Source organism: Mycobacteroides chelonae (genome assembly GCF_016767715.1).
Lineage (GTDB): Bacteria > Actinomycetota > Actinomycetes > Mycobacteriales > Mycobacteriaceae > Mycobacterium > Mycobacterium gwanakae.
This window is the reverse complement of sequence record NZ_CP050145.1, coordinates 3,511,373-3,534,983: the sequence shown is the minus strand read 5'-3', so window position 1 is coordinate 3,534,983 and position 23,611 is coordinate 3,511,373. Positions and strand designations below refer to the sequence as shown.

General features: G+C 63.6%; 23 protein-coding genes. 14 read left to right on the top strand and 9 right to left on the bottom strand.

All coding sequences use genetic code 11. The annotated features are described in order from the left end of the window. The first annotated feature begins 202 nt into the window (after positions 1 to 202). Both HBA99_RS17450 and HBA99_RS17445 read left to right on the top strand, forming a co-directional pair. Positions 203 to 2,932 carry a LuxR C-terminal-related transcriptional regulator gene (locus HBA99_RS17450; RefSeq protein WP_070922438.1) on the top strand — a complete coding sequence of 910 codons (2,730 nt, stop codon included), beginning with the start codon at positions 203 to 205 and terminating at the stop codon, positions 2,930 to 2,932. 137 nt (positions 2,933 to 3,069) lie between these two features. Next, positions 3,070 to 4,848, top strand: coding sequence for a glycoside hydrolase (locus tag HBA99_RS17445; RefSeq protein ID WP_234798082.1), 1,779 nt, complete (start codon positions 3,070 to 3,072; stop codon positions 4,846 to 4,848). Between the two features lie 2 nt (positions 4,849 to 4,850). Here the strand turns inward: HBA99_RS17445 and HBA99_RS17440 are convergent, their stop codons facing one another. From HBA99_RS17440 to HBA99_RS17425, 4 genes are all read right to left on the bottom strand, one after another. Further along, complete coding sequence (locus HBA99_RS17440; RefSeq protein WP_057967713.1) at positions 4,851 to 5,300, bottom strand: pyrimidine dimer DNA glycosylase/endonuclease V; 450 nt, start codon at positions 5,298 to 5,300, stop codon at positions 4,851 to 4,853. A 48-nt stretch (positions 5,301 to 5,348) separates the two neighbouring features. Continuing rightward, the gene (locus tag HBA99_RS17435; protein WP_070952193.1) at positions 5,349 to 6,236 is read right to left on the bottom strand and encodes an SDR family NAD(P)-dependent oxidoreductase; all 888 of its coding nucleotides are present in this window, start codon (positions 6,234 to 6,236) and stop codon (positions 5,349 to 5,351) included. 234 nt (positions 6,237 to 6,470) lie between these two features. After that, positions 6,471 to 6,662: a PASTA domain-containing protein gene (locus HBA99_RS17430; RefSeq protein ID WP_064410396.1), complete on the bottom strand. Its 192-nt coding sequence runs from the start codon at positions 6,660 to 6,662 to the stop codon at positions 6,471 to 6,473. A 119-nt stretch (positions 6,663 to 6,781) separates the two neighbouring features. Further along, positions 6,782 to 8,320 carry an acyl-CoA synthetase gene (locus HBA99_RS17425; RefSeq protein ID WP_070952194.1) on the bottom strand — a complete coding sequence of 513 codons (1,539 nt, stop codon included), beginning with the start codon at positions 8,318 to 8,320 and terminating at the stop codon, positions 6,782 to 6,784. 142 nt (positions 8,321 to 8,462) lie between these two features. Between HBA99_RS17425 and HBA99_RS17420 the strand changes: the two genes are divergently transcribed. From HBA99_RS17420 to HBA99_RS17400, 5 genes are all read left to right on the top strand, one after another. Next, positions 8,463 to 8,618: a hypothetical protein gene (locus tag HBA99_RS17420; protein ID WP_109491589.1), complete on the top strand. Its 156-nt coding sequence runs from the start codon at positions 8,463 to 8,465 to the stop codon at positions 8,616 to 8,618. 4 nt (positions 8,619 to 8,622) lie between these two features. Further along, positions 8,623 to 9,753 carry a YeiH family protein gene (locus HBA99_RS17415; RefSeq protein WP_070952195.1) on the top strand — a complete coding sequence of 377 codons (1,131 nt, stop codon included), beginning with the start codon at positions 8,623 to 8,625 and terminating at the stop codon, positions 9,751 to 9,753. A 90-nt stretch (positions 9,754 to 9,843) separates the two neighbouring features. Next, on the top strand, positions 9,844 to 11,169 hold the full coding sequence (locus HBA99_RS17410; protein WP_070922442.1) for a cytosine permease: 1,326 nt from the start codon (positions 9,844 to 9,846) through the stop codon (positions 11,167 to 11,169). Beyond that, the gene (gene biuH, locus HBA99_RS17405) at positions 11,166 to 11,843 is read left to right on the top strand and encodes a biuret amidohydrolase (protein ID WP_057967718.1); all 678 of its coding nucleotides are present in this window, start codon (positions 11,166 to 11,168) and stop codon (positions 11,841 to 11,843) included. The genes HBA99_RS17410 and biuH overlap by 4 nt, the downstream gene beginning before the upstream one ends. Before the next feature lie 58 nt (positions 11,844 to 11,901). Next, the gene (locus tag HBA99_RS17400) at positions 11,902 to 12,621 is read left to right on the top strand and encodes a DUF2275 domain-containing protein (protein WP_030097058.1); all 720 of its coding nucleotides are present in this window, start codon (positions 11,902 to 11,904) and stop codon (positions 12,619 to 12,621) included. On the opposite strand, the gene HBA99_RS17395 is transcribed toward HBA99_RS17400, so the two are convergent. After that, positions 12,610 to 14,010 (bottom strand): PepSY-associated TM helix domain-containing protein, encoded by a 1,401-nt coding sequence (locus HBA99_RS17395; RefSeq protein ID WP_070933191.1) that lies wholly within the window; start codon positions 14,008 to 14,010, stop codon positions 12,610 to 12,612. The genes HBA99_RS17400 and HBA99_RS17395 overlap by 12 nt on opposite strands. 76 nt (positions 14,011 to 14,086) lie before the next feature. Here HBA99_RS17395 and sigC point away from each other — a divergent pair, with 76 nt between their 5' ends. Continuing rightward, positions 14,087 to 14,638: an RNA polymerase sigma factor SigC gene (gene sigC, locus HBA99_RS17390; RefSeq protein ID WP_030097060.1), complete on the top strand. Its 552-nt coding sequence runs from the start codon at positions 14,087 to 14,089 to the stop codon at positions 14,636 to 14,638. Here the strand turns inward: sigC and HBA99_RS17385 are convergent. Further along, positions 14,635 to 15,126 (bottom strand): SRPBCC family protein, encoded by a 492-nt coding sequence (locus HBA99_RS17385; protein WP_070922444.1) that lies wholly within the window; start codon positions 15,124 to 15,126, stop codon positions 14,635 to 14,637. The two genes, sigC and HBA99_RS17385, sit on opposite strands and share 4 nt — an antisense overlap. Positions 15,127 to 15,158: 32 nt before the next feature. Here HBA99_RS17385 and HBA99_RS17380 point away from each other — a divergent pair, with 32 nt between their 5' ends. After that, a complete protein-coding gene (locus HBA99_RS17380) occupies positions 15,159 to 16,175 on the top strand; it encodes an LLM class flavin-dependent oxidoreductase (RefSeq protein ID WP_070922445.1) in 1,017 nt (338 codons plus the stop codon). Here the strand turns inward: HBA99_RS17380 and HBA99_RS17375 are convergent. After that, positions 16,172 to 16,834 (bottom strand): NAD(P)H-binding protein, encoded by a 663-nt coding sequence (locus HBA99_RS17375; RefSeq protein WP_070922488.1) that lies wholly within the window; start codon positions 16,832 to 16,834, stop codon positions 16,172 to 16,174. The genes HBA99_RS17380 and HBA99_RS17375 overlap by 4 nt on opposite strands. Positions 16,835 to 17,015: 181 nt before the next feature. Here HBA99_RS17375 and HBA99_RS17370 point away from each other — a divergent pair, with 181 nt between their 5' ends. From HBA99_RS17370 to HBA99_RS17355, 4 genes are all read left to right on the top strand, one after another. Beyond that, a complete protein-coding gene (locus HBA99_RS17370; protein WP_070919273.1) occupies positions 17,016 to 17,825 on the top strand; it encodes an SDR family oxidoreductase in 810 nt (269 codons plus the stop codon). Between the two features lie 14 nt (positions 17,826 to 17,839). Beyond that, positions 17,840 to 18,844, top strand: coding sequence for a type 1 glutamine amidotransferase family protein (locus tag HBA99_RS17365; protein ID WP_234798083.1), 1,005 nt, complete (start codon positions 17,840 to 17,842; stop codon positions 18,842 to 18,844). Positions 18,845 to 18,879: 35 nt separating this feature from the next. Next, positions 18,880 to 19,872, top strand: coding sequence for a CobW family GTP-binding protein (locus HBA99_RS17360; RefSeq protein ID WP_070922446.1), 993 nt, complete (start codon positions 18,880 to 18,882; stop codon positions 19,870 to 19,872). A gap of 145 nt (positions 19,873 to 20,017) precedes the next feature. Next, positions 20,018 to 20,467, top strand: a complete 450-nt coding sequence (locus HBA99_RS17355) for a 2-isopropylmalate synthase (RefSeq protein WP_070922447.1) — start codon at positions 20,018 to 20,020, stop codon at positions 20,465 to 20,467. A 12-nt stretch (positions 20,468 to 20,479) separates the two neighbouring features. Here HBA99_RS17355 and HBA99_RS17350 read toward each other — a convergent pair whose 3' ends face one another. Then, complete coding sequence (locus tag HBA99_RS17350; RefSeq protein WP_030097068.1) at positions 20,480 to 21,958, bottom strand: cytochrome P450; 1,479 nt, start codon at positions 21,956 to 21,958, stop codon at positions 20,480 to 20,482. A 116-nt stretch (positions 21,959 to 22,074) separates the two neighbouring features. On the opposite strand from HBA99_RS17350, the gene HBA99_RS17345 reads away from it, so the two are divergent. Then, positions 22,075 to 22,698, top strand: coding sequence for a TetR/AcrR family transcriptional regulator (locus HBA99_RS17345; RefSeq protein WP_030097069.1), 624 nt, complete (start codon positions 22,075 to 22,077; stop codon positions 22,696 to 22,698). Here the strand turns inward: HBA99_RS17345 and HBA99_RS17340 are convergent. Further along, positions 22,669 to 23,544: a DUF4349 domain-containing protein gene (locus HBA99_RS17340; protein ID WP_057964273.1), complete on the bottom strand. Its 876-nt coding sequence runs from the start codon at positions 23,542 to 23,544 to the stop codon at positions 22,669 to 22,671. The two genes, HBA99_RS17345 and HBA99_RS17340, sit on opposite strands and share 30 nt — an antisense overlap. Positions 23,545 to 23,611: the final 67 nt, after the last annotated feature.

Here is a 23,611-nt window from a genome sequence, read left to right as displayed (position 1 = left end):
AGGTGCACAGCTGAGTTGATTGCATGGCGCAGTGTCTTCTTAACTTGCTTTAAGCCAGGCTCCTGGTTTTGCGATTACGGTTGATCATGGCCTCTTTCTGTAGGGTGGGGCGGATTGCAGCCTTGTTCTTGTTGATTCGAGTTGACCATGACAAGAGGTTGCGGTGGAGAAGGTTAGATGGAGTTCACAATCATTGCGGCCGTTGCGCGGTCGTAATGATCACGTAAGGCGCATCGTCGAGATACTGGATGTTGCGGCAAAGACGCGGCGCTGCAAGATACTTCTGCTGGAGTCTCCGGTCGGCAGCGGCAAGAGCCGGCTACTGCTCGAGTCAATGTTGTTGGCCGACCGCCGCGGCTACGCGGTGATCGATGGTCTCCCGGAAAAGCCGCGCGTCATGAAGTCCTCGATGACACGAGCCTGTCAGCTCGAGTCTCAAATCAAGGATCTGCTCAGGCGGGGGCCGGTTTTGGTGGCGGTCGATGATCTCCAATGGGTCGACACCCCGAGCGTGGAAGCGTTGTTGGGCTTGGTTGATAGGTTTGCAGGCGTCCCGTTGGTGTGGGAATTTGCGCTCAGGCCAGGAGGTTTGGATGATCTCGGCGGGTATTTCTTCAAGGCGATGAGCCGAGATGGGCGAGCCGAGTGGCTCCAGCCACTGGGAGCGTTATCTGAGTCGGCGATTGCCGAAGTTGTCGGTGATCTGCTCGACGCGGAACCCAGTCAGGATCTGGTGAGATTGTGCGAGTGTTTTGACGCCACTCCGCAGGTCACGGTGCAGCTGATTCAGGGGCTGATAGAGGATGGCGCGATCGAGGCAAATCACGGTGTGGCGAAGCTGAAGCCTGAGAAACCTGATCCTTACGCCGGTGAAACCATAATGGCACCAGCATGTTTGGCATCTCTGGTGTCAGATCGACTTTCTGGGCTGCGGGGAGTAAGTCGAGAGGCGCTGCAAGTGGCGGCCGTTTTGGGACGGGTCTTCTGTCCGGAAGATTTATCGGAGATGCTCGGATGTTCTCCGGCGGAGTTGGTGGCTCCCCTGTCGGAGGCCGTGGCCGCTGGTTTGATTGTTGCTCAAGCGGTTGACTTCGCCTTTCCGCATGATCTGATCCGCCGTGCGGTGCTGGGGAGCGTCCCGGCTCCCTTGGTCCCGCTACTGCATCGTCAAGCCGCAGCAATGCTGGTCGAACGAAACGGTGGGCACACGGAGAGGTCCGCTGTGCATTTGTTACATGGACACGCGAATGATGCGGAGGCGGCTGGGATCATCGCCCGGATCGCTGAACGATTGATGTCGGTTGCGCCTGAGTCAGCTGCCACCTTGGCATTGCGCGGAATGGAGAAGGCGCCCAAGGGTAGTCGTGTGCACCTGAGGATGGCCGGCATTGCGGTCGTTGGGTTGCTTCGGTCCGGCAGTCTAGCTCGAGCGGCCGAAATCGCTGAGCAGGTCATGCGCGACCCGTGGGAGGGAGCCGGCGTAATGGTTGACCGGGTTCGGGCGGGCCTGATTACCGCGATGGCACTGCGCGGAGAGACGGACGGAGCTTTTGTGCTGGCATCGAATTCACAAGGTCCTGCAGACGGTCGTGCTGTACGTCGTACCCAGCTGGTGCGGCTGGCGCTTTCGTTCTTTTCGCAGATCGAGTCTGTCGAGACTACGGCCGAGGGGATCCTGTCCGATTCGACATCATGCCCAGCCTCCATGACGATGGCGGCGATGTCGATACGTGCGACGGTGTCCTGGCGTCGAGGCAAGGCTTCCGATGCGTTGTGCGCAATCGAGGAATCGGTTGACCTGTGGCAAAGACAATCTGGGGACTCCTTTGATTCCTACCCGTTGTGGCAGAAGGCGTGGATGCTGCTGCGGATGCAGGAATTGGACGCCGCCGACAGCGCAATCGAGGCCCTCGGCCGGGTTATTGAGTCCAGCAGGACGGAAGTGCTGGTTCCGGTCTATTTGTCGTTGCGTGGATGGTGCCGACTCGCCCGCGGCGATGTGGCCGGAGCAGAAGTGGACGGCTCCGATGCGTTGAGCTTGTGTTATCGCTACCGGATGCAACTGCCCGTTCCGTGGCTGCACGCGTTTCTGGCATGTACTGCGCTACGCCGTGGCGAGCTGGGATTGGCATCCGACTGCGTGCAACGCCTTGACGAGTGTCTCCCGCACGATCAGCAACATCCGTTGTGGGGGCTGCGGTGCCTGATCCGCGCTCAGGTAAGTGCGGCCGGCGGTGAGCCTGGGACGGCCTTCCGAGCTCTGCTCGACGCTGGCGACAGCCTGGAACTGATAATCGCGGACCCTGCGTCTGCAGCCTGGTGTGTGCGGCTGGCGCGGAGTGTCGGCCACGAATCCTTTGCTCGGGATGTAGTACGGACCTCCCGGATGATCAGCGAGCTGAACCCGGATCAGCCATTCTTGGCGGTAGTGGCGGATCACTGCCGGGCACTGATGGACCGTGATGCCGTTATCGTCAAATCCCTTGCGGGCCAATATACGGACCCGTGGGTTCACGCTTCGGCGACAGAGGACGCCGGGGTGTTGCTGGCAGCAGTGGACCGTGCGGCCGCGGTAGCTGAACTCAGTGCCGCGATGGCGGTTTACGTGGAGTTGGGCGCGGACTGGGACGCTGCCCGGGTTCGGCATCGGCTGCGTGACCTCGGTGTCCGACGGCGGCATTGGAGTCACACCACGCGTGCATCCACGGGTTGGGCAAGTCTGACCATTGCCGAGGAGAAGGTGGCGCGGCTGGCCGCTGGAGGTCTTACCAATCGCCAGGTCGCGCGGGAGCTCTTTATCTCCGCCCACACAGTGGGGTTCCATCTGCGCCAGATTTACCGCAAGCTGGAGATTCGGTCGCGGGTAGATCTGGCAAGAATCGCGCCACCTGAAGTGTGCGATGTGCTGGGTGGCGAGCGGGGAGAAGGATGATCTGTGATTCACCCACAGGTGGTGGGGCTGCACGGGGAGGCGCATTTGTTGTCGCAGTTGTCGTGCTCATCGCGGCCGTAGCGTGCGTCTCTTCAGGTCCGCGTTCCAGAAAGCCGACCATTTCCGGTGATGGCACAGTGGTCACTTTCCCTGTCGGCGAAGACGTTCTGCGGTTGGATCTGCGCGACCTCCGTGTGAACGGAGCGGCGGAGCTTTCACGGGCGACCGTGACACGTATCGGTGCGCCGAGTGCGGTCCGGATAGACGATCGCGGTGCGGTGACGTGGAGCTATCCAGACAGCGGATTTACGTTTACCGCGACTGCTCGCGATGGCCGTCTCGTTGTCGATGTGACGAGTGATCGAGATCAGAACCTGGCATGGCCCATTACGGGCGCCGATGCCACTGACTTGCAATTGCCGCTCGGGGGCGGCGTGAGCATCCCGATTCACGATCCCACCTGGACCAAACCCGAGGTGGGTATCGTGGGCGACCATCCCATACAGGAATTGACCATGCCAATCTTGGGCTACTCCTACGTGGGCACCGGGGTCAGCTATGTCGTGCCCACGGATCTGGGCTCGACGCTGACGCTGGACTCCAATCTGGTGGGCACGGTGTCGCACACATTCAGCAAGAGCCGCGGCACCCAGAACTATGCCGTGGCTATGGCGATTACCGATGGATCGCCCACCGCCGCAGCACGGAATTACCGCACGCTGCTCCAAGAGCAGAACAAATTCGTCACCCTGGCCGACAAAATCAAGGCCAATCCGGACGTACAAAAGCTGATCGGGGCATTTCACGCGTACACGTGGGCCGGTGGGCGTGAACCTGAAACAGTGCTGAGACTGCGTGCGTTGGGGATACGGCGAATGTGGCTTGGGTATGACGACGATGGGGACCCGCCGATGAACTCCGCAGCCGTTGAGGCAGCGAAAGAAGCTGGGTATCTGATTGGGCCATATGTGTCCTTTGACAATGCCCAAGACCCGGCGGGGGAGATCGATAATCCCGGGTCGCGATGGCCGGCGGGCATCTATCCCAATGCCTGTGTCCACACCGCAGAAGGAAAGACAGTCAACGGATTTCAAGACCGCGGCTGCTACCTGAGCTCGCAAGCCCTAGCGCAGATGCCTGACCTCGTGCAAGCGCGGGTTCGCTCGCGCACGGCAAACGGTGCCAACAGTGTCTTTGTGGACGTCGACGCGACCGGTATGACTTTCGATGACTACACACCGGGCCACCCGATGACACAAGATCAAGACCGGCGTAACCGCGTGAATCGACTCGACGAGATTAGCAAGCGGTATGTGCTGGGTTCGGAAACGGTGGGTTCCTGGGCCGCGAGCACCGTGGCGTTCAGTCATGGATCCAGCACACCCATCATTTCCGCCCTGTGGCCCCTGGAACGGGACAAAGGAGTCTGGGGAGAGTATTGGGGGGAAGACGGACCTCAGTTCTTCTTCAAGCAAGTTCAGCTTCCGCCGGTGCTGCACGACACGATGTTCAATCCTAAGTATCGAATTCCACTATATGAGAGCGTATTTCACGACTCATTGGTCAGCACTGATAGGTGGGAGCTGCCGTTCAACAAGTTCCCTGCCGAGAAGCGGAATCGGGCGCTTTTAGCGCTGCTCAATCTGGCCCCAATGATGTATGCCTTGAATACAGACACCCTTGACCGTGAAGGGGCTGATTTAGCGGCCCTGCAGACGTTCTATTCCAAGCTGAGCGACACCGCGGGTACTGAACCACTGTCCGCATTCGAATGGCTCACTGCGGATCGACTCGTGCAGCAGACAGTTTTCGGAGACAGGAAGCTCACCGTCACAGCCAATTTTGGTGATGTGCCCTACGCCGATGTTGCCCCGGGTTGTGTGGCGGCAGAACCGGGTGGTGTCTTCTGTCCGTGAACTCACACGGAGTAGGCGGGCAGCACCTTCTCCCAGTTTTCGATGTCGCCGTGTACCGGGCGAAAGATGGGGTGCGGGCGCAGCCGCGTGGAACTGTTAGTCGCGAGAAGCTCCGGATTGCGTTGGGCCAGTTTGGTGTCCAGTAGCCAGCGTTCGTAGGCGAGTTGCCCGCGATGCACGTCGATCAATGGTTCGAACGCGGCCGCGGGAAAACCGATGAGCTCACGGTTGAACCGATAGCCGCGCTGGTCGGCCTCATCGGCGAGGCCCGCCAGGTAGGCGCCGACGGCGGCAACTGGCTCTGCCAGCGATGTGAACCGTTCCAGCTGCGGGTGGTTGCGGTATCCGCGGGTGCGTCCTTGCAGCACCTTCTGCGCCAGGAGACTCTCCCGCCAGCACGCGACCAGCCCCTTGGCATCGAGGTTGCATGGATGTAGGGACCACAGTCGCATGCCTTCTCTGTACCTGACGGCAGCGATGGTGGCCGCGCAGACACGGTGCTACAGGTTCACCAACTCGCGCGACCGCTGCCAAAGTTCCTCTTGTGCCTGCTGGTTGGAGCGGATCCGCACGGCGGGCAGTACGCCCAGACCCGGGGTCGACGTGAAGAACTGCCCGCTGATTGTCGCGAGGTCATCATCGAGCACCAGCCGAATGCCCATCCGGGCTCCCTGATCGGGGCGCCGCACGAATGGTGTGCGTGAGGCCAGGCCCGCCGCGGCGGTGAGGATGCGGCTGTCCCGAACCAGCCCGGTCGAGACCATGCCCGGGCAGAAGCAATTGACCGTCACCCCGGTGCCCTCCAGCCGCCGCGCGAGTTCCTGGGTGAACAGGATGTTCATCAATTTGGACTGTCCGTACCGGACCTCGGAGCCAATGGCGTTGTAGGAGCGTGGTTCTGCGAAACGGTCCAAGTTGATGCGCGGCCACGATCGGTGCGCCTCGGATGCGGTGATGACGATGCGCGCGTGATCCGCGGCGATGATCGGCTCCAGCAACAGGTTGGTCAGCAGAAACGGGCCGAGGTGGTTGGTCGCCGTCATCAGGTCAAAGCCGTCCACGCTGGGCTTGCTCGACAGGGAATGAATGCCGGCGTTGTTCACCAGGGTGTTGATCCGGGGGTGCGTCGCGGCGATCTCGCGGGCCGCTGCCCGCACCGAGTCCAGATCGGCGAGGTCGGCCTGGATGTACTCCGGCGCGGTGATCGCCCCGTTCTCGGCCGCCAGCTCCCGGATCGTGTCGGCTGCCTTGACGGGGTCGCGTGCCACCAGCGTGAGCAGCGCCCCGCGCCGCACCAGCGCACGGGCAATTTCCTTGCCGATCCCATTGGTGGCACCGGTGATGACGATCCGGGAACCGGCGACGGGGCGATCTGGATAGGTGGCCATGATCCTCCTCAATGAGTGAACTCGATGCATTCAAATGCTGACAGTATGTGAATGCTATGAGCATTGCAATGGGTGCGGTGGTGTCAAGGACGCAGATGCCAGAGGAGGGCGGCGTGAACTCGGGCTCACGATGTGGGACGAGGTCAGCACGGCACCCTATTGGCGCGCGTGTTGGACCGCAGATTCACTCCGACGGGGTCAACCCCAGGAGCGTTTGAATAGTGTTGCTAGGCTTTAGATCCCGAAAGTCAAGGTGATCTTCGCGCCCGGTTCAAGATGTGTTCCGGCGGCGGGATCTTGCGCGATGATCCGGGATTTCTGATGGGAATCATCCACGGGGACCTCTTTGGTCGCGACGCTCACCCGGCCCAGCTTGCGCAGCACCGGCTTCACGTCGGTCCACTGCAAGCCGACCAGCTGGGGCATGACGCCCGGTTGGATCACCGGAACGGTTGCACTCGATGGGCTTGACGGCCCTTCTTGGGTGGCGGGTGTCGAGCACCCTGCGAGCAGCCCCCCGGCAATGCAGATTGCGGCCACCGTTCTCATCGAGCCCCTTCCCAATACTTTTGGCGCAAAAGTCCTTTGGCCAGCTTACCGGTGGGGGTGCGCGGAAGGGTGTCGGTGAAGTCAAAGGTGCGGGGAACTTTGTATCGGGCGATGCGCTCGCGTAGGAATTCCGTCAGCTCGGCGACCAGTGCGTCCTGGTCGGCAGACGGGTCGGCGGGTTGCACCACGGCCTTGACCGCCTCGCCCATCTCGGCATCGGGCACTCCGATCACCGCGACGTCCAGCACCTGGGGGTGTAGTGCCAGGGAGTTCTCGATCTCCTGAGGGTAGATGTTGACGCCGCCGGAGATGATCATGAATGCCTTGCGGTCGGTCAGAAAGAGGAATCCATCGTCGTCGACGTATCCGATATCGCCCGTCGTCGTCCAGGTGTCATGCTCGGGATGGCAAGCGCTGCGGGTTTTTTCGTCGTCATTGTGATAGGTGAAGGGTCGTTCCTCGCGTTCGAAGTACACCAGCCCGGCCTCGCCGGTCGGCAGCTCTGTACCTTCCTCATCGCAGATGTGCAGCACGCCCAGTGCCGGGCTGCCGACAGAGCCCGGTCGCTTGAGCCAGTTCGCGCAGTCGATGAAGGTGACGCCGTTGCCTTCGGTCGAGGAGTAGTACTCGTAGAGGATCGGGCCCCACCAGTCGATCATCGAATGCTTCACCTCGACCGGGCATGGCGCGGCGGCATGGATCGCGACCTTCAAAGACGAAGTGTCGTGCCGCAGCCGGGTTTCCTTGGGCAGCTTGAGCATTCGCACGAACATTGTGGGTACCCATTGGCTGTGGGTGATTCGGTACTTCTCGATAGCCGCCAAGGCGTCATCGGCGTCGAAGCGTTCCATCACCACGGCGGTGCCGCCCATCGACTGCACAAAGCCGCAGAACCGCAAGGGCGCGGCGTGATAGATCGGTGCTGGCGACAGGTACACGGTGTCGGCGTTGAATCCGTAGAGATGAGCGAAGAGCATCGCGAACGGATTTGGTTCGTCGACCTGCCGATCCATGAGGGGAACCTTGATGCCTTTGGGGCGTCCGGTGGTTCCCGAGGAATACAGCATGTCCGATCCCGCGGGCTGCGAGGGCAGTGGTTCGTCGGCGGCGCCGGCCAGGGCGTCCTCGTATGAGCCGTACCCGGGTACCTCGCCGCCGAACGCGAGACGCTGCGTGACCGCCGGAATATCGTCGAGAATTGCCACGGCCTGTTCGCACACACCGGCGGCGACCACGAGTGCTGTTGAACCTGAGTCGTTGACGATGTAGCTGACCTCTGCGGGGGCCAGATGGTGATTGACCGACGTGATGTATAGGCCCGAACGCAATGCGGCCCAGTACACAACGAACACCTCGGGGGCGTTGTCGCTGAGCAATGCCACATGATCGCCCTTGCGCAGTCCGGTGTCGTACCAGTACCGGGCCAGCCGCCGGGATTGCTCGTCCAATTGTCCGTAGGTGAGGGTGGCTCCGGAGCCCGCCATGACGACGGCGGGCTTGTCGGGGAACTGGGCGGCGTGGGTACCTGGGTACACGGGCGAAGACCTTCCGACGGCATTGTCTGCGGGCGCCGTCGACTGTACTTGACGGGTGTCAAGTTCGATCCCGGGCCCCGCCTCGATTCAATACGAGCGGATGTCTTGTGAGCCTGGTGGCACGCCACGAAGATTCTGGTCCGTGACCGACGAACAGTCCGGCGCCCCGGCACCTACCGAGGGCCAGCCCACAACCTCCGTCATCGCGCGCATCGGCGTCGACTGGTGGGCAACCATCATCGCCGGTGTGATCGCCCTACTCGCGGTGGCCAATGTGCTGCCCAAGATTCCGTGGTGACTCGATGACGTCAAAGACCGAGACGCAGAACCCCGACGAGGCGTACGAAAATCCCGAAGCAAGCTTCACCTCGACGCGGCCACTGGACTACGTTCCAGGCATCGTGCTGCTCATCGGTGTGGGCTTGCTGGGCAAGTACGCGCAGATTTGGTGGAAGGACCTCGCCAAGGCGCAGCACTGGACCGTCCCCGATATCGAATATGTGTTGTGGGCCATTGTGATCGGTCTGTTGATCACCAACACCATCGGGTTGCACCGCATCTTCCGCCCGGGTGTGCAGACATACGAATTCTGGCTCAAGATCGGCATCGTCGCGCTGGGTGCGCGCTTTGTGCTGGGTGATGTCCTCAAACTGGGCGGCACCAGCCTGGTGCAGATCCTGATCGACATGACGGTGGCGGGCGCCATCATTCTGTTGGCGGCCAAGTGGTTTGGCCTGAGCGGAAAGCTGGGTTCGCTACTAGCGATCGGTACTTCGATCTGCGGGGTGTCGGCCATCATCGCGGCCAAGGGCGCCATCCGTGCGCGCAATTCGGATGTCAGCTATGCCATCGCGTCCATCCTGGCGCTGGGTGCGGTGGCGCTGTTCACCCTTCCGGCGATCGGCCACGGGCTCGGACTGACTGACTATGAGTTCGGCCTATGGGCGGGCCTGGCCGTCGACAACACCGCAGAGACGGTGGCCACCGGGCGTCTGTACTCCGAGCATGCCGGTGACATCGCGACGGTCGTCAAGTCCACGCGCAACGCACTCATCGGCTTCGTGGTGCTCGGGTTCGCGTTGTACTGGGCGGCCCGCGGTGAGGCCGAGACCCTCGCGCCTGGGATCAAGGCCAAGGCGGCCTTCGTATGGGACAAGTTCCCCAAGTTCGTTCTCGGGTTCCTGGCGGTGTCCACCGTCGTGACCCTCGGATGGCTGACCAAGGGGCAGGTCAACAATCTGGTCAATGTGTCCAAATGGGCGTTTCTGCTGACCTTCGCCGGAGTCGGACTGAACACCAACTTCCGGGAGATCGCCCGCAGCGGCTGGCGTCCCCTGGTGGTCGCGGTGATCGGTTTGGTTGTGGTGGCGGCGGTGTCGCTGGGCCTCGTTCTGTTGACATCACGGGTCTTTGGCTGGGGTGCGCACATCTAGGCCCGGTCTTAGGGAACCGCGGGGTGTCGTCACGCACACGTAACCGGCACGGACTGCGGACGCAACATCGCGCCACGATCCTGTGCGTCGATGTCCACAGAAGTCGCTGCCTCAACAGATGCCGGCGCAATCCCCGTAGATGCGCCCGAATCCGGGACCGCCGAATATGAGAACGAGCCGGTTCCGCCTCATTCGCGCCGAAGTCTGACCTCGGTCGGCGCGGTGTGGCTCGGATTCCCGATGATCCTGACCTGCGCGGTGTTCGGCGGTCTCATCGTCTACTCGGTGGGATTCTGGCGCGGCATGTTGGCGATCGCATTGGGGAATGCGGTGCTGACCGGCTATGTGGGCGCCTTGAGCTACCTGGCCGGTAAGACCGGAAAGAACTTCGCGCTCACCGCGATCGGGACGTTCGGGCGACGCGGATACCGCGTGGTCTGCGCGTTCCTGGCGACCGTGGTGATCGGCTGGTTCGCGTTTCAGACGGGTCTCACCGGCTCGGTGTTGGCAGGCAGCGCCGGATGGGACGCGCGGTGGACTGCTCTTGCCGCGGGTATCGGCTATGTGGCGGTGACGCTGGTCGGCATCCGGGCGCTATCGCTGATCGGTCTCGTCGCCGCTCCGTTGTATCTGCTGCTTGGTGGGGCGGCAATTGTTCTGGCCCTGCGGAATTCGACGCTGTCAGATGCCTTTGGGTACGGCGGGGCAGCGGGCTCGGCCGCGATGAGCATGGGAGCCGCGGTGACGTTGGTGGTCGCCTGCTTCATCGATTCGGGGACCATGACCGCGGACTTCACGCGATGGTCACGCAATGGGCGACAAGGCTTTTGGGCGTCGTTCGCGGCCTTCCCACTGGGTAACAGCATCGCGATGGTGATCGGCGGCATGATCGTGGCCCTGGGTGCTGCCCGTGCCCCCGCGACAGACGGTGGCAACTTCCTCGGTGCGCTGATCGATGCGGGTGGCTGGCTGGTGCCGGTATCCATCGCATTCGTCTTCGTCAACCTGGGATCGGTGTGCACGCATTGCCTGTACAACGGCGCGGTCGGGTGGAGCCAGCTCACCGGCCACAAGATGCGATTGCTTGCGGTGCTGCTGGGCGCAGTGGGGGTGTTGTTGGCGGTGCTTGGGGTGTGGTCGCATTTCGAGCAGTGGCTGACCCTGTTGGGTGTTGTGGTCCCGCCCATCGGGACGGTGCTGATCCTCGATCAGTTGGTGCTGCCGAGATACGGAATGGGTGTGCGCGAATCGGACGTTCGGTGGGAATCCTTCGGGGCATGGGGGGCGGGTGCGGTGTCGGCGTTGGCCGCGCACCTGTGGGCGCCACAGCTTTCGGATGCTCTCGTGGGAATCGGCACCGCTGCGCTGGTCTACATCGCGGCGCGACGCACCGTTCAGCAGGGAGCGGCGGTATGACGCGACAGGTCGATGCGCAACCGTATTCGTGGCCGTTCGACGGTCCCGTGGACCCCGAACACACCGCGGTACTGTGCATCGACTGGCAGGTCGATTTCTGCGGCCCCGGCGGATATGTCGACACCATGGGGTATGACCTGTCGCTGACGCGGGCGGGGCTGGCACCGACGGCCCGTGTACTCGCGGCGGCGCGCGCGGCCGGCATGACCGTTATCCATACCCGTGAGGGCCATCGGCCGGACCTGTCCGACCTTCCGGCCAACAAGCGGTGGCGCTCGGCCAGGATCGGCGCGGAGATCGGTGTGGCGGGACCCTGCGGACGAATCCTGGTGCAGGGGGAGCCGGGGTGGCAGATCGTGCCGGAGGTCGCCCCGCTGCCGGGCGAGCCCGTCATCGACAAACCCGGCAAGGGGGCGTTCTATGCGACCGACCTCGATTTGGTGTTACGCACCCGCGGCATTCGATACATCGTGCTGACGGGCATCACGACAGACGTCTGCGTGCACACCACCATGCGTGAAGCCAACGATCGCGGTTTCGAATGCCTCATCCTGTCGGACTGCACGGGCGCGACCGATCCCGGAAATCACGTGGCCGCGCTCAAGATGGTGACCATGCAGGGCGGAGTGTTCGGCGCGGTTGCCGATTCGAATCAGCTGCTCGCGGCGTTTTAGGCACCGGCAGATCAGGGGTCTTTACACCCAACGTCACGCGATAGGCGACGATGGAGGGGTGAACTGTCAGGAAGTGCGCGAGCAGCTGTCGGCGTGGGTCGACGGTGAGCAGGCAAGCGTTGCGCGCAAGCGTCTGGATGAGCATGTGCTCTCCTGTGCGTCCTGCCGGGAATGGCTAGGGCTGGCGCGCGGGCTGGAACGTCAGTTCGCCTACGCGCGTTCGGCTCCGACCCACGACCTGACCGGGCAGATCCTGGCTGCCGCTGCTGTCGAACCCCTGACCCGAACGGCCCGTTACGCGCACTGGGCCCGTCACAACATCAACCGGTGCGCTTTGGTGCTCATCGGGCTGCTCCAACTGGGAGTGGCCGGTATGCAGGTCGCCGGAATCGACTTCGGGATGGTGTCCTCGCATCACCACGGTGCGATGACCGGAGCACACCTCATGAACGAATCCACCGCCTGGGTGGTGGCGCTCGGTGTGGCCATGGTGATCGCCGGTGTCCGTCCGGCCGCCGCGGCCGGAATGGCAACGGTGCTGGGAGCATTCGCGCTCGTACTCACCGGGTACGTCATTAATGACGCTGTCAACGACCAGGTCACCCTGGCCCGCATCATCAGTCACTCGCCGGTGCTACTCGGATTGATCTTCGCGCTGCTGGTCCTGCGCGACTACCGCGCGGGGCGTACACCGCCCAACCAGCATCGTGCGGTGTTCCTGGATGAAGTGGCAGCCGGGGAGCGGCATCTGCGCTCCGCCGACAACTCAGCCGCCTGAGGCTCCGGCGCGACGGCCGGCCATAAATCCCCACACGAGGTCGATGGCGAGGAATGCCGCCAACGAGATTCCCAGCAGCGGTGTGAACCAACCGATCGCGATGACCAGCAAGGCAAGGGCCACCAGCTCCAGGGGCTTGAGCGCGAGCAGGCCTCCCCGCTTCGGCGGCACCGGCAGGCGCCCGCTCCTGGTCGGGCGTCGGCGCCACCACATCAGGTAGCCGCGGGTTATGACGGTGATCAGCCCAATGACGATGAGCGCCACGAGGATCTGATTCGGGATGCCGAACAGGATGCCCATATGGCCGTCGATCGCCCATTCGGTCGATTTCTGCAGCAGTGACCAGTCAGCGAAGTTACTGCGCCCGGTGATCTGTCCGTTCGATGGGTTCACCGTGATGGTGTCCAGCTGCGTGGGGAGATCTCGCTTGCGCTCGGCCACCAGCCAGGCCGTATTGGGCTCCGGCGGTGGTGTCATCCACAGCGGGCCGCGCAGCCCGGCCTCGTGCACCGTCTGCAGCACCTTGTCGACGCCGGCCAGCGGCTCTCCTGTCGGCATCGGGGCGGCGCCATGATGTTCATGCCCGGTCATGGGCTTGGCGGCCGCCGGATCGAGTTCGGTGGACAGCGCCGGCCGGATGGCCTGGGTGATGTTGCCGATATTGGTGCCGGCATACCGCGACCAGGTGAGCCCTGTTACCGAAAGTGCCAGCAGCCCAACGATTATCCAGACTCCCACGGCGCCGTGCCAGGTCAATCTGCGTCGGCGCGGGGTGGCATCGCGGTCGGGGAGTGCGATCCTGCTCAGCCGTGCGGTGCGGCGGCGGTAGCCGATCCACAGGAACAGGCCGCCAAGAGCCACCACCCACAACCAGCTGGCGGCGAGCTCGCTGTAGTTGCGTCCGAACGCGCCCAGGTGCAGATTCCGGTGAAGTTCGTCGAACCAGGCACGCACCGGCAGCCACTCGCCGTAGGTGGTCAACGTTCCCCGGATCTCGCCGTTATACGGGTCGACGAACACGGTGCGTGAGTAGTCGGCAGGCACGTCCTCGGTGGCGAAGACGATCCGCGTGGAGTCATCGGGGCGTGCGGGCGGGCGGATGGACGTCACCGTCCCTGCCGGTTGTGTCGCGGTGGCCGCCGCCACCTGTTGTGAGAGTGGCAGCTGCTGGGATCCCACCGAATCGACTGTGAGTTCATGGCGGTACACGGCGGCGTCGACCTGCCCCACCAGCGCATAGGCGAGCCCAGTGAGCGCTGCGACCAGAAGGAATGGCCCAACGAGGAGCCCCGCATAGAAGTGCAGACGCAGTACGATCGGTGCGAATCGTCCCCACGCGGTGTCGGGCTGGGACTCGCGGGCCTCGGGCCGATCCTCGGTATATGTCACGGGATATTGGTCGGATGAACCGGTTAAAGAGTTCCCGCTGTTCACCTCGGAACGTCTACGACATAGAGTAGGAGTCGTGGCCACCGGCACCGACGACGATCAGCTGCTTGAACTTGCGCTGTCCGCCGGTCGTGGCGACCAATCCGCGCTCGAATCTCTGGTCAAAGCGACCCAGGCCGACGTGTGGCGATTCGTCGCTTACCTGGCCGATACCGGTGTCGCGGACGATCTCACTCAGGAGACCTACCTGAGGGCACTCGGCGCCCTCCCACGCTTCGCCGGACGCTCGACAGTGCGCACCTGGCTGCTGTCGATCGCACGCCGGGTGGTCGCCGACCATATTCGCCACCTGAAGTCACGGCCGCGAATTGCGCATGGAGCCGATCTGGAAGAGGCCTCGCTGCGCCGCCCGACGCACCGGTTCGAGGAGTTGGTGGAGCTCAAGGCACTTCTGGCCGCGCTCGACGATGACCGACGCGAAGCATTGGTGCTGACTCAGGTGGTCGGTCTGTCCTATGCCGAAACCGCCGACGTGTGCGGCTGTGCGATCGGCACCATCCGCTCCCGTGTGGCCCGTGCCCGTGACGAGCTGATCGGCTGGGCAGAGCCCGACGATATGACGGGCTAACGCGACAAGCGTTCGGCGATCTCCTGGAGGTTGGCCTCCATTCCCACCCGCCAGTCCTGCAGGCGGCGTGACACGATGCGTGCCTCCTTGTCGGGCATCGCCTCGATGGCGGGCGTCAGTCCCGAAGGGCCTGGGCCGAGGCGTCCCCACTGCCGGACGATGATTCCGTCGCTTGCCGGCTCGACCTCGAAACCCCAACTCGCCGCATACGTGCCACCCTCGGAGAGCACGTTCCACACCCAGCGGGACTCGGGCTCGACTTCGGTGATCACCGAAATGGTTTCCCATTGGCTGCCATCTCCGCCATTGGTGCCCTTGAACCGCGCACCGACCGCAACCCCGTCGGCGCCGTCGAGCCAGTGGACGTTGATGAGTTCACCGGTGCAGTAAGTGGGGAAGGCAATATCGGTGACCAGGGCCCAAGCCTCGGCAACTGTGCCCGACATCCGTTGGGACACTTCGATAGTGGGGCAGTCGCGGTATCGCATAGGCTGATCCTACTTATGCGATGGAGGACCGGATGCGTATTGGTGTGACGATCGAGCCGCGGTTGCCGGGTGCTGCCGACTTTGCGCGGCGCGCAGAGCAGCTGGGCGTCGCCTCGCTGTGGGTGCCCGAGGTGTGGGGATATGACGCCCTGACGGGGCTTGCTTACCTGGCGGCCCGCACCGAGACCATCGGGCTGGGCACTTTCGTCGTTCAGCTGGGGTCGCGATCACCGGCAATGCTCGCGACGTCGGCACTGAGCATCCAGCAGCTCTCCGGCGGGCGCTTCATGCTGGGGGTTGGGGCGTCCGGGCCACAGGTGATGGAGGGATGGCATGGCGTGCGCTTCACCAAGCCGGTGCAGACCACGCGGGAGACCATCGACATCGTCCGGATGGTGGCACGGGGGGAGCGCCTTCAGTACGAGGGACAGGTGTACAGGCTTCCGTTACCGGGGAGCGCTGGAAAACCCTTGCGGCCCTTGGTGGCACCGCAGAATGTGCCCGTGTATGTCGCGGCCATGGGTCCGGCCAACCTGGCGCTCACCGGTGAACTTGCCGACGGCTGGCTCGGTAACTCCTTCATCCCGGAACTCGCCGAGGTGTTTCTCGGCCCCATCCGTGACGCGGCGGTGTCGGCCGGGCGGCAGCTGGGCGATATCGATCTGGTGGCGCCGGTCGCTCTTGAATTCGCTGATACCGCAACCGATGCTGCCGCAGCGGTCAGGCGTCACGCCGCCGGATACGCGTTCACCATCGGCGCCATGGGGGCCTCCGGCCGAAACTTCTACAACGAGGCATTCACCCGGCTCGGATACGGAGAGGGAGTTCGCGCGGTCGAAGCACTGTGGCGCGCGGGCGATCGCGATGCAGCCCGCGACGCCGTCCCCGACGATCTGGGTCGTCTCACCAATCTCGTGGGCACCGACGAGATGATCGGCGAGCGATTGCACCGCTATCGAGCCGCGGGCATCTCGACGCTGTTGGTGAAGCTCGAAACGCCCTTCGACGAGCAGCTGCGCGCGCTCGATCGCCTGTTCGCTCTGCTCTAGAGCGCATGCACCGCAGTGGCGATGGGGGTGTTGCCCTCGGTGAGGAAGAGGATGTCGTGCGTTGTGTTCGGCGCGGGAAGCAGCTCGGCGACTACTGCCGCGACATCGGCACGGGTGACAGATCCGCGTCCAATCTTGCTGGCGGACAGGGTGACTGAGCCGGTTGGCTCCTCATCGGTGAGTAGGCCCGGGCGCAGGATGGTCCAGTCCAGGCCATCGCGTGCCCGAAGGTCCTCTTCGGCGGCCGTCTTCGCGATCACGTAGGCGATCCACGATTCGTCTCCTTCGGTGGGTGCGGGCTCGCCGGCGCCGAACGCGCTGATCTGAACGAAACGCCGTACCTGTGCGTACTCGGCGGCTTCGGCGAGCAGGACGGCGGCGGCCCTGTCCACGGTGTCCTTGCGCGCCGGGCCGCTGCCCGGTCCCGCTCCCGCCGCGAACACGGCGGCGTCCGCCCCCGCGAGGGCCACCGCGACCGATCCCACCGCGGCCGACTCCAGGTCGAGAACCAGCGGCCGTCCACCCCATGACTCCACATCGGCGGCATGGTCGGGATTGCGGATCAATGCGACGGCAGTATCGCCGCGCGCCGCGAGCAGACGGATCAGATGTGCGGCGATCTGTCCGTGACCACCGGCGATGATGATCTTCTGTGGCATGCTCTTCCTCTCGTAGTCCACGATCGGCAACCCCGCCGATCGTTCGGTCATTCCCGGTCGCGGCCCGTCTCACAAGGTGTGCTTGTTAGCTGTCAACAATCTTTTGTTGGCCGTGATCCCTGGAATCTCATTACGCTCGGGCGTGCCGGACGTAGCTGGCTGACTTCTATGAGGAGTGGACATGGTCGAGATCCCAGGGACAATTGATCCAGTCCAACCGTATCGACCGCACGAGCGGCCGTTGGCGGGGAAGGTGGCCGTCATCACCGGCGCATCGGCGAACATGGGCGCGGCGCTGGCCCGGACGTTGGCTCACGATGGGGCCCGCATCGTTGTGCACTACCGCAGCGATAACAAGAAGGAACCGGCGGCCGAGGTGGTCCGGCAGATTCAGGAGGATGGCGGCGAGGCGGTCAGCTTCCAGGCCGACCTTACGGTCCCGGAGAACTGTACGAAGCTCGCCGACGCTGCCTTCGAGGCATTCGGCCGGTGGGACATCCTGATCAACACCGCGGGAATGATTGTGCGGAAACCCTTGGCGGATATCACCGAAGAGGAATACGACGGGGTCTTCAACACCAACGCCAAGACGGTGTTCTTCATGATGCGGGAGGCGGCGCGCCGCATGGCCGACGACGGCCGGATCCTGAGCTTCGTCACCACGATGGTCGGTGCGCTGGCGCCCACGTACAGTGCTTACGCCGGATCCAAGGCACCCGTTGAGCATTTCACCAAGGCACTGGCCAAAGAGGTTGGCGGGCGCGGGATCACCGTCAACTGCATCGCACCGGGCCCGCTGCAGACGAGCTTCTTCTACCCGGCCGAGTCCGATGACAACATCGCCTGGCTGCAGTCGATGAGCATCAACGGCAAGATCGGGCGCGGTGACGACATCCTGCCCGTGGCCCGATTGCTGGTTCTTCCCGAATCGGGGTGGACAACCGCACAGACCATCTTTGTCAACGGCGGCATCATCTCCACCATCAACTAGGAATTCTGTCCTCAATGACTGATACGACGGCCAAGCGCCGTGCCCTGATCATCTTGTCGTCCGCGCGTGCGCTGCCGCTCAGCTCACCGCCGTCGACGCCGCAGATCCCGATCGGGTTCTTCCACGTGGAGCTGGCGCAGGTGCTGGCCGAATTCGAGGGTGACTACGAGTTCACGCTGGCCACCCCGGACGGTGCACCGCCCCAGATCGACGTCAACGGCTTCTCGCTACCGTGGCACGCGACCGACCGGATGACCGAGGTCTATGCGAGCTCGGTCGCGGCGTTCTCGGCTCCCGATTTCGATATCGACGCATACCGCCGCGAGCATGCCGATCTTGTCGAGCGCCGCGAGCGTGAATTGCAGCTGCTGGAGCGCCATCTGGGCCGGCTCCCGATCACCGAACCGCTGCCCTCAACGGACGCGGAGGTGCGCGCGTTCCGCCCGGAGGTGGTGCGCCGGGTGGATGCTTTGGCGCCGCGGCCGTATCTGTCGCTCTCCGAGCTGATCGGCAGGCACCGAGACCCATCGGAGCCCTTCAGCCTCGCCGACTTCGATTTCATCCATGCCCCGGGCGGGCACGCTCCGATGGTCGATTTCCACAAGAACGCGTGGCTCGGCGAGGTATTGCACACCGCCCGGGAGAACGGCGTGTACATCTCGTTGATCTGTCACGCGCCGATTGCCCTGACCTCTACGAACCTGCGGGTGAACGCCGACGGCGCCGTCTACACCGTCGAAGACAACGTCTTCTCCTCGGCCGAGGTCACGACGGTGGGCAGAGAGGGTGAGACCGGCATGCTCGACCAGGGGTACGTACACATCCCACCCGGCCCGACACGTCTGGAGTACTTCGTGGACGAGGGGCTGCGCGAGGCCGGTTTCACGGTGACCACCGCGCCCATTCCTACCTCGCTGATCCTGCTCTCGGGCAACGAGATCGGCCTCGTCACGGGCAACGGCCCGCAGACGGTGGACATCCAGGCGGCCGATATTCGCGCCGCTGTCGACAAAACCTAGACTGGCACCGTGCGGAGAATTGTCGAGAACATCGCTTGATCCCGGTCACCATTGTCTCGGGTTTCCTGGGCGCCGGTAAGACGACGCTGCTGAACAACCTGTTGCGCAATACGTTGGGTGTGCGAATAGGTGTGGTGGTCAACGACTTCGGCGCCATCAACATCGACGCCATGCTGGTCGCCGGTCAGGTTGACTCGACCATGACGATGTCCAACGGGTGTCTGTGCTGCACCGCCGACGATGACGAATTGGGCGGCATGCTGACCGTGCTCGCCGGTCGCGACATCGATGCCATCGTGATCGAGGCGAGCGGCCTGGCCGAGCCGTTGCCTTTGGTGCGCATGGTGCTCGCCGCGGCCGCCGACGATAACCGGATCGGGTACGGGGGACTCGTCACAGTCATCGACACCGCCCAGTACGAAGATGTCGCGGTGCGGCACCCGGAGATCGCGCAGCACCTGTCATTGGCAGATCTTGTGGTCCTCAACAAGATTGACCTGGCCGATGCCGGCGACCGCACTCACCTGCGCGCCGTCGTCAAGGAACGCAACCCGCGCGCGTCGATCGTCGAGACCACCGGAGCCGATGTCGACCCCCGGCTGCTGTTCGACAAGAAGGAGCGCCCGGCACCGATCGGTCAGCTCTCGCTGGAGGACCTCATCCGGGAGGACCACGGCCATCATCAGCACGCCCACCACCACTACGAAACGGTGGAGTTCGCCACCGAGCAGTCTTTGCATCCGCGGCGGCTCATCGAGTTTCTCGACAGTCAGCCCGCCGGTGTGTACCGCATCAAAGGGTTGGTGCGGCTCGGTGACAGCACGCTCGCCGTGCACACCGTGGGGGATCACATCAGCATCGATAAGGCACCCAAGCGGGCGGGGCTGGCATCGGGAGCCAATCTCGTGCTCATCGGTACGCATTTGGACGGAGACACCATCACCGAGCGCCTGCACGCTCTTGTCGATGATGCACCGGACCCCGATCACGAACGGTCGATGCTGGTCCTGGGAAAGTATTTGCGCTAATCAGACGCCACGTCTAGTGTTACTTCTCGTGCAGCGTCAACTCGTAGTAGCAACCCGCAGCGGGGTCTGATCCAGACCGACCCCTCGCTGTGGGTCGAAGCTACTACCTGTCGGTCACTTTCCCTTTCGGATGAAAGACCGGCACATGCACTCCTCAACAACAATTCCCCCGCGGACCGACCCGTTCACAGACCGCTTCGGCGTCCCACTGCCACGCGGCCTGCGCGAAGAGGCAGGCGAGATGTCCTGGACCTCGTTCTGCCAGACCTATGAGCGCAACGCAGGCTCGCTGCGGCTGGGCCAGTGGTCCGAGAATGACGGCATCTACCAAGCGACGCTCGCCATCGGTGAGCGCATCGAATCGTCCACGGCCGCCGCGTGCGGGCCCATGGCCGCGCTGACCGCCATGCTGTCCGAACGCGGGATACAGATGGAGACGCTCAGCTTCCACCAGCTGCGGGACGGCGATCAGACCTTCACCTTTGTGCACGGCACCAACGGCGCCAGCACCGCCTGGGCGATGGGACGCGCGCATGATGCCATCGCGTCATCGCTCAGGGCGGTCACCGCATGTGCCAATCGTCTGGCCTGCTGACGCCCCTTCGGATCAGTGCAAGGGCCGCAGGACGATGGGCATGCCGTCGATCGGCAGCGGCATACCGGCGTAGTCCCACTTGGCTTCGTAGTTGGGATGGGCCAGCTCAAACCGGTACCGGCGCAACAGCCGGTGCATGACGGCCTTGATCTCCAGCTGGCCGAACACCATGCCGATGCACTTGTGCGCACCCCCACCGAACGGTGAGAACGCGTACCGGTGCCGCTTGTGCTCGTTGCGGGGTTCGGCGAAACGGTCGGGGTCGAACGTGTCCGGATCGGTCCACAGCTCGGGGAGCCGGTGGTTCATGCCTGGCCAGATGTTGATCATGGTTCCGGCCGGTATGTGGAACCCGAGTAGGTCGGTATCGCGCACCGCCGACCGGATGTTGAACGGCAGCGGCGTCACAAGGCGCAGCGCCTCGTTCATCACCAGGTCGAGGCTCTCCAGCTTCTCCAGCGAGTCGATGTCCAGCGGTCCGTCGCCGAGACGGTCCGACTCTTCCCGAACCCGTTCTTGCCATTCGGGATTCGCGGCCAGGTAATAAGCCATGGTGGTGGTGGTCGACGTCGTGGTGTCGTGCGCGGCCATCATCAGGAAGATCATGTGGTTGACGATGTCGGTGTCTGTGAAGGCATCGCCCTCATCAGTCTCGGCGTGACACAGCGCCGTCAACATGTCTGCGCCCGACTCTTTTTGGCGCGCAATGCTGACCCGCTCGGCAAAGTACTCCTCGAGCAGCTTGCGCCCCTGCAAGCCCTGCCACCATTTGAACGGGGGCAGACCGAAGCGGAAGATCGCGCCGCCGGCGCGGGTGGTCGCCACGAACGCCTTGTTGACCTTCTCGAGCCGCTCGTGTTGTGAATGCGGCTCATTGCCCATGAACACCACCGACGCGACATCGAGGGTGAGTTCCTTGATGGCCGGGTAGAACAGGAATCTGCTGTCGTTGGTTGGCCATTGGGCGACGATCTCGTTCGCGACCGAGTCGATCTGTTCCACGTAGCCGGCCAGGCGGCTGCGCAGGAACGCCTGCTGCATGATCAGGCGGTGTTCGCGGTGCTCCTGGAAGTCCAGCAGCATCAGTCCGCGGCTGAAGAACGGTCCGATGACCGGAACCCAGCCCTGTTGGGAGAAGTCTTTGTTCGCGTTGCTGAATACCGCCTGGGTGGCGTCGGGACCCAGCGCTGCGACGATCTTGCCGATGGGTGTCTGTGACCAGCTGACGGGGCCGCGCTCCTGGTACATGTTGAGTACCCAGTCGATGCCGCCGCGGAACATCTCGATCATGTGCCCGAGCATCGGCAAGCCCTGGTCGCCCATCACCGGCTTCAGACCGCTTCCGGGTGGCGGCGGAGCCAGCTCGCTCAGTGGCCAGTCGCGATTGTTGAGGTAATTCTCGACGTATGCCATCCCCGGAAGGGTGTTCATGGTGGGAAGACGTCGTTTGGCCTGGTCGATGAGGTAATCGGTGCTGCTGATCGTCGCCATGGGGCGTGGCTCCTTCGCTCGCGACGAGCACATCGGTGTGCTCCAGATCATCTTCGCCACAGGACTTGACGGGTGTCAAGTTCTGTTCATACGGTATTTCAGTGCAAACTGTGCAGGTGGTCAGTCCAGCGCGCAGTGGCACGCAGACCCGTGGCGATCGCCAGCGGGACGCGATCATGACGGCTGTCGCCGAGCTCATCGCGGAAAACCACAGCTTTGCCGACCTCTCGGTCAGCGCCATCAGCGAGCGGGCGGGCGTCGGCAGGTCGGGGTTCTATTTCTACTTCGACAGCAAGTACTCGGTGCTGGCGCAGATGGTGGGCGACGCGTTCGCCGAACTTGACGAGCTCACCGACTACTTCGCGCCGCGTGGTGAGAAAGAGACGCCCGAACAGTTCGCCAACCGCATGGTGGGCAGTGCCGCCGCGTCTTTCGCGCACAACGACCCGTTGATGAAGGCGTGCCAGGAGGCACGGATCACCGATCCGACGATCGCGGGTCTGCTCGACGACCTCACCGATGTCGTTATCGAGAAGATCATCAAGATCGCCGAGATCGAGGTGAATGAGCGTGGTGCCCAGCCAATCTCGGATGACCTGCCCGCGTTGGTGCGATCACTGGTAGCGCTGACCGCGTCGACCGTGTCGGGTGACAGTTCGTTTGTCGGCCGCAACGTGGACCCAGCACGGGCGCTCGGGGTTATCGAGACCCTATGGCGTGTCAGCCTTTTGGGGCGCTGACTGCGCCGTCTCTGATCGGCGCTGTAGTACCGCGCGGCGAACGCCGTAGCCGATCGCGCCCAGAACGGTAAGCGCACCGAGCCAGGGCAGGAGTAGTCCGAAGAGCAGCAGCACGCTGTTGCCCGCCGACACGAGCCCGTCCCAGCCGCGCTCGATCTGTCCGAAGAATCCCTGGTACTTGGGTGGTGTGGGTGGGAGGCCGACTTCTTCGGCCAGGAATGTCACGGTGACCGAGCTGTAGGCGACCTGTTCCCCGAGTTGATTGCGCTGCGCGCGCAGGCTGTCGAGGTCCGCCTGACGCTTGGACAACTCGGTCTCGGCTTGGATCAGAGCTTCGGTGTCCTTGGAGTCCCGCATGATGACCAGCAGCCTGTCGACGGAGGTCTGCAGGGCGGCGATTCTGGCATCCAGGTCCACTCGCTGGGCGGTCACGTCATCGCTCTTGGTGTCGGCGGACTTGACTTTGCCCAGCTCCTTGAGTTCACGAAGAACGCCGTCGAGCTTGGCGGCGGGGATACGCAGGACGATCGAGGTGTGCGCGCGAGCCGATCCTGATCCGGCGTCTTCCGAACGGCTCTCCACCCGGCCGTTGGCCGATTCGGCCAGGCCGGCCGCTTTGTCGGCGGCCTCGGACGGGCTGGAGACGGTGATGGTCATGGTCCCGGTCTTGACGATGTCGCGTTTGGCATCGATCGGCGGTCCGTGCTGCGGGGCCTGTTGCATCGAGTCGCGGAGCGGGGCCGCCGGGAGTTGTGTGTAGGTGGGCGCCGCGGTGGCGGGGTAGCCGCCTTCCTGGGGTGCTTCAGACCGGGGGTGCGAGCCTCCTGCGCAGGCCGTCGTGGCCATCAGCACTACTGCAATTGTAGTTGCCCAAGGTAACCAACTGCGGCGAGATTGCGTGTCATCAATCGTC

Excerpts from the sequence above, each read along its gene's own strand:
- HBA99_RS17440 (WP_057967713.1), bottom strand. The coding sequence starts at position 5,300 with ATGCGACTGTGGTCCCTACATCCATGCAACCTCGATGCCAAGGGGCTG.
- HBA99_RS17435 (WP_070952193.1), bottom strand. The coding sequence starts at position 6,236 with ATGGCCACCTATCCAGATCGCCCCGTCGCCGGTTCCCGGATCGTCATC.
- HBA99_RS17430 (WP_064410396.1), bottom strand. The coding sequence starts at position 6,662 with ATGCCCCAGCTGGTCGGCTTGCAGTGGACCGACGTGAAGCCGGTGCTG.
- HBA99_RS17415 (WP_070952195.1), top strand. The coding sequence starts at position 8,623 with ATGACGTCAAAGACCGAGACGCAGAACCCCGACGAGGCGTACGAAAAT.
- HBA99_RS17410 (WP_070922442.1), top strand. The coding sequence starts at position 9,844 with ATGTCCACAGAAGTCGCTGCCTCAACAGATGCCGGCGCAATCCCCGTA.
- biuH (WP_057967718.1), top strand. The coding sequence starts at position 11,166 with ATGACGCGACAGGTCGATGCGCAACCGTATTCGTGGCCGTTCGACGGT.
- HBA99_RS17385 (WP_070922444.1), bottom strand. The coding sequence starts at position 15,126 with ATGCGATACCGCGACTGCCCCACTATCGAAGTGTCCCAACGGATGTCG.
- HBA99_RS17380 (WP_070922445.1), top strand. The coding sequence starts at position 15,159 with ATGCGTATTGGTGTGACGATCGAGCCGCGGTTGCCGGGTGCTGCCGAC.
- HBA99_RS17375 (WP_070922488.1), bottom strand. The coding sequence starts at position 16,834 with ATGCCACAGAAGATCATCATCGCCGGTGGTCACGGACAGATCGCCGCA.
- HBA99_RS17370 (WP_070919273.1), top strand. The coding sequence starts at position 17,016 with ATGGTCGAGATCCCAGGGACAATTGATCCAGTCCAACCGTATCGACCG.
- HBA99_RS17365 (WP_234798083.1), top strand. The coding sequence starts at position 17,840 with ATGACTGATACGACGGCCAAGCGCCGTGCCCTGATCATCTTGTCGTCC.
- HBA99_RS17355 (WP_070922447.1), top strand. The coding sequence starts at position 20,018 with ATGCACTCCTCAACAACAATTCCCCCGCGGACCGACCCGTTCACAGAC.
- HBA99_RS17350 (WP_030097068.1), bottom strand. The coding sequence starts at position 21,958 with ATGGCGACGATCAGCAGCACCGATTACCTCATCGACCAGGCCAAACGA.
- HBA99_RS17340 (WP_057964273.1), bottom strand. The coding sequence starts at position 23,544 with ATGGCCACGACGGCCTGCGCAGGAGGCTCGCACCCCCGGTCTGAAGCA.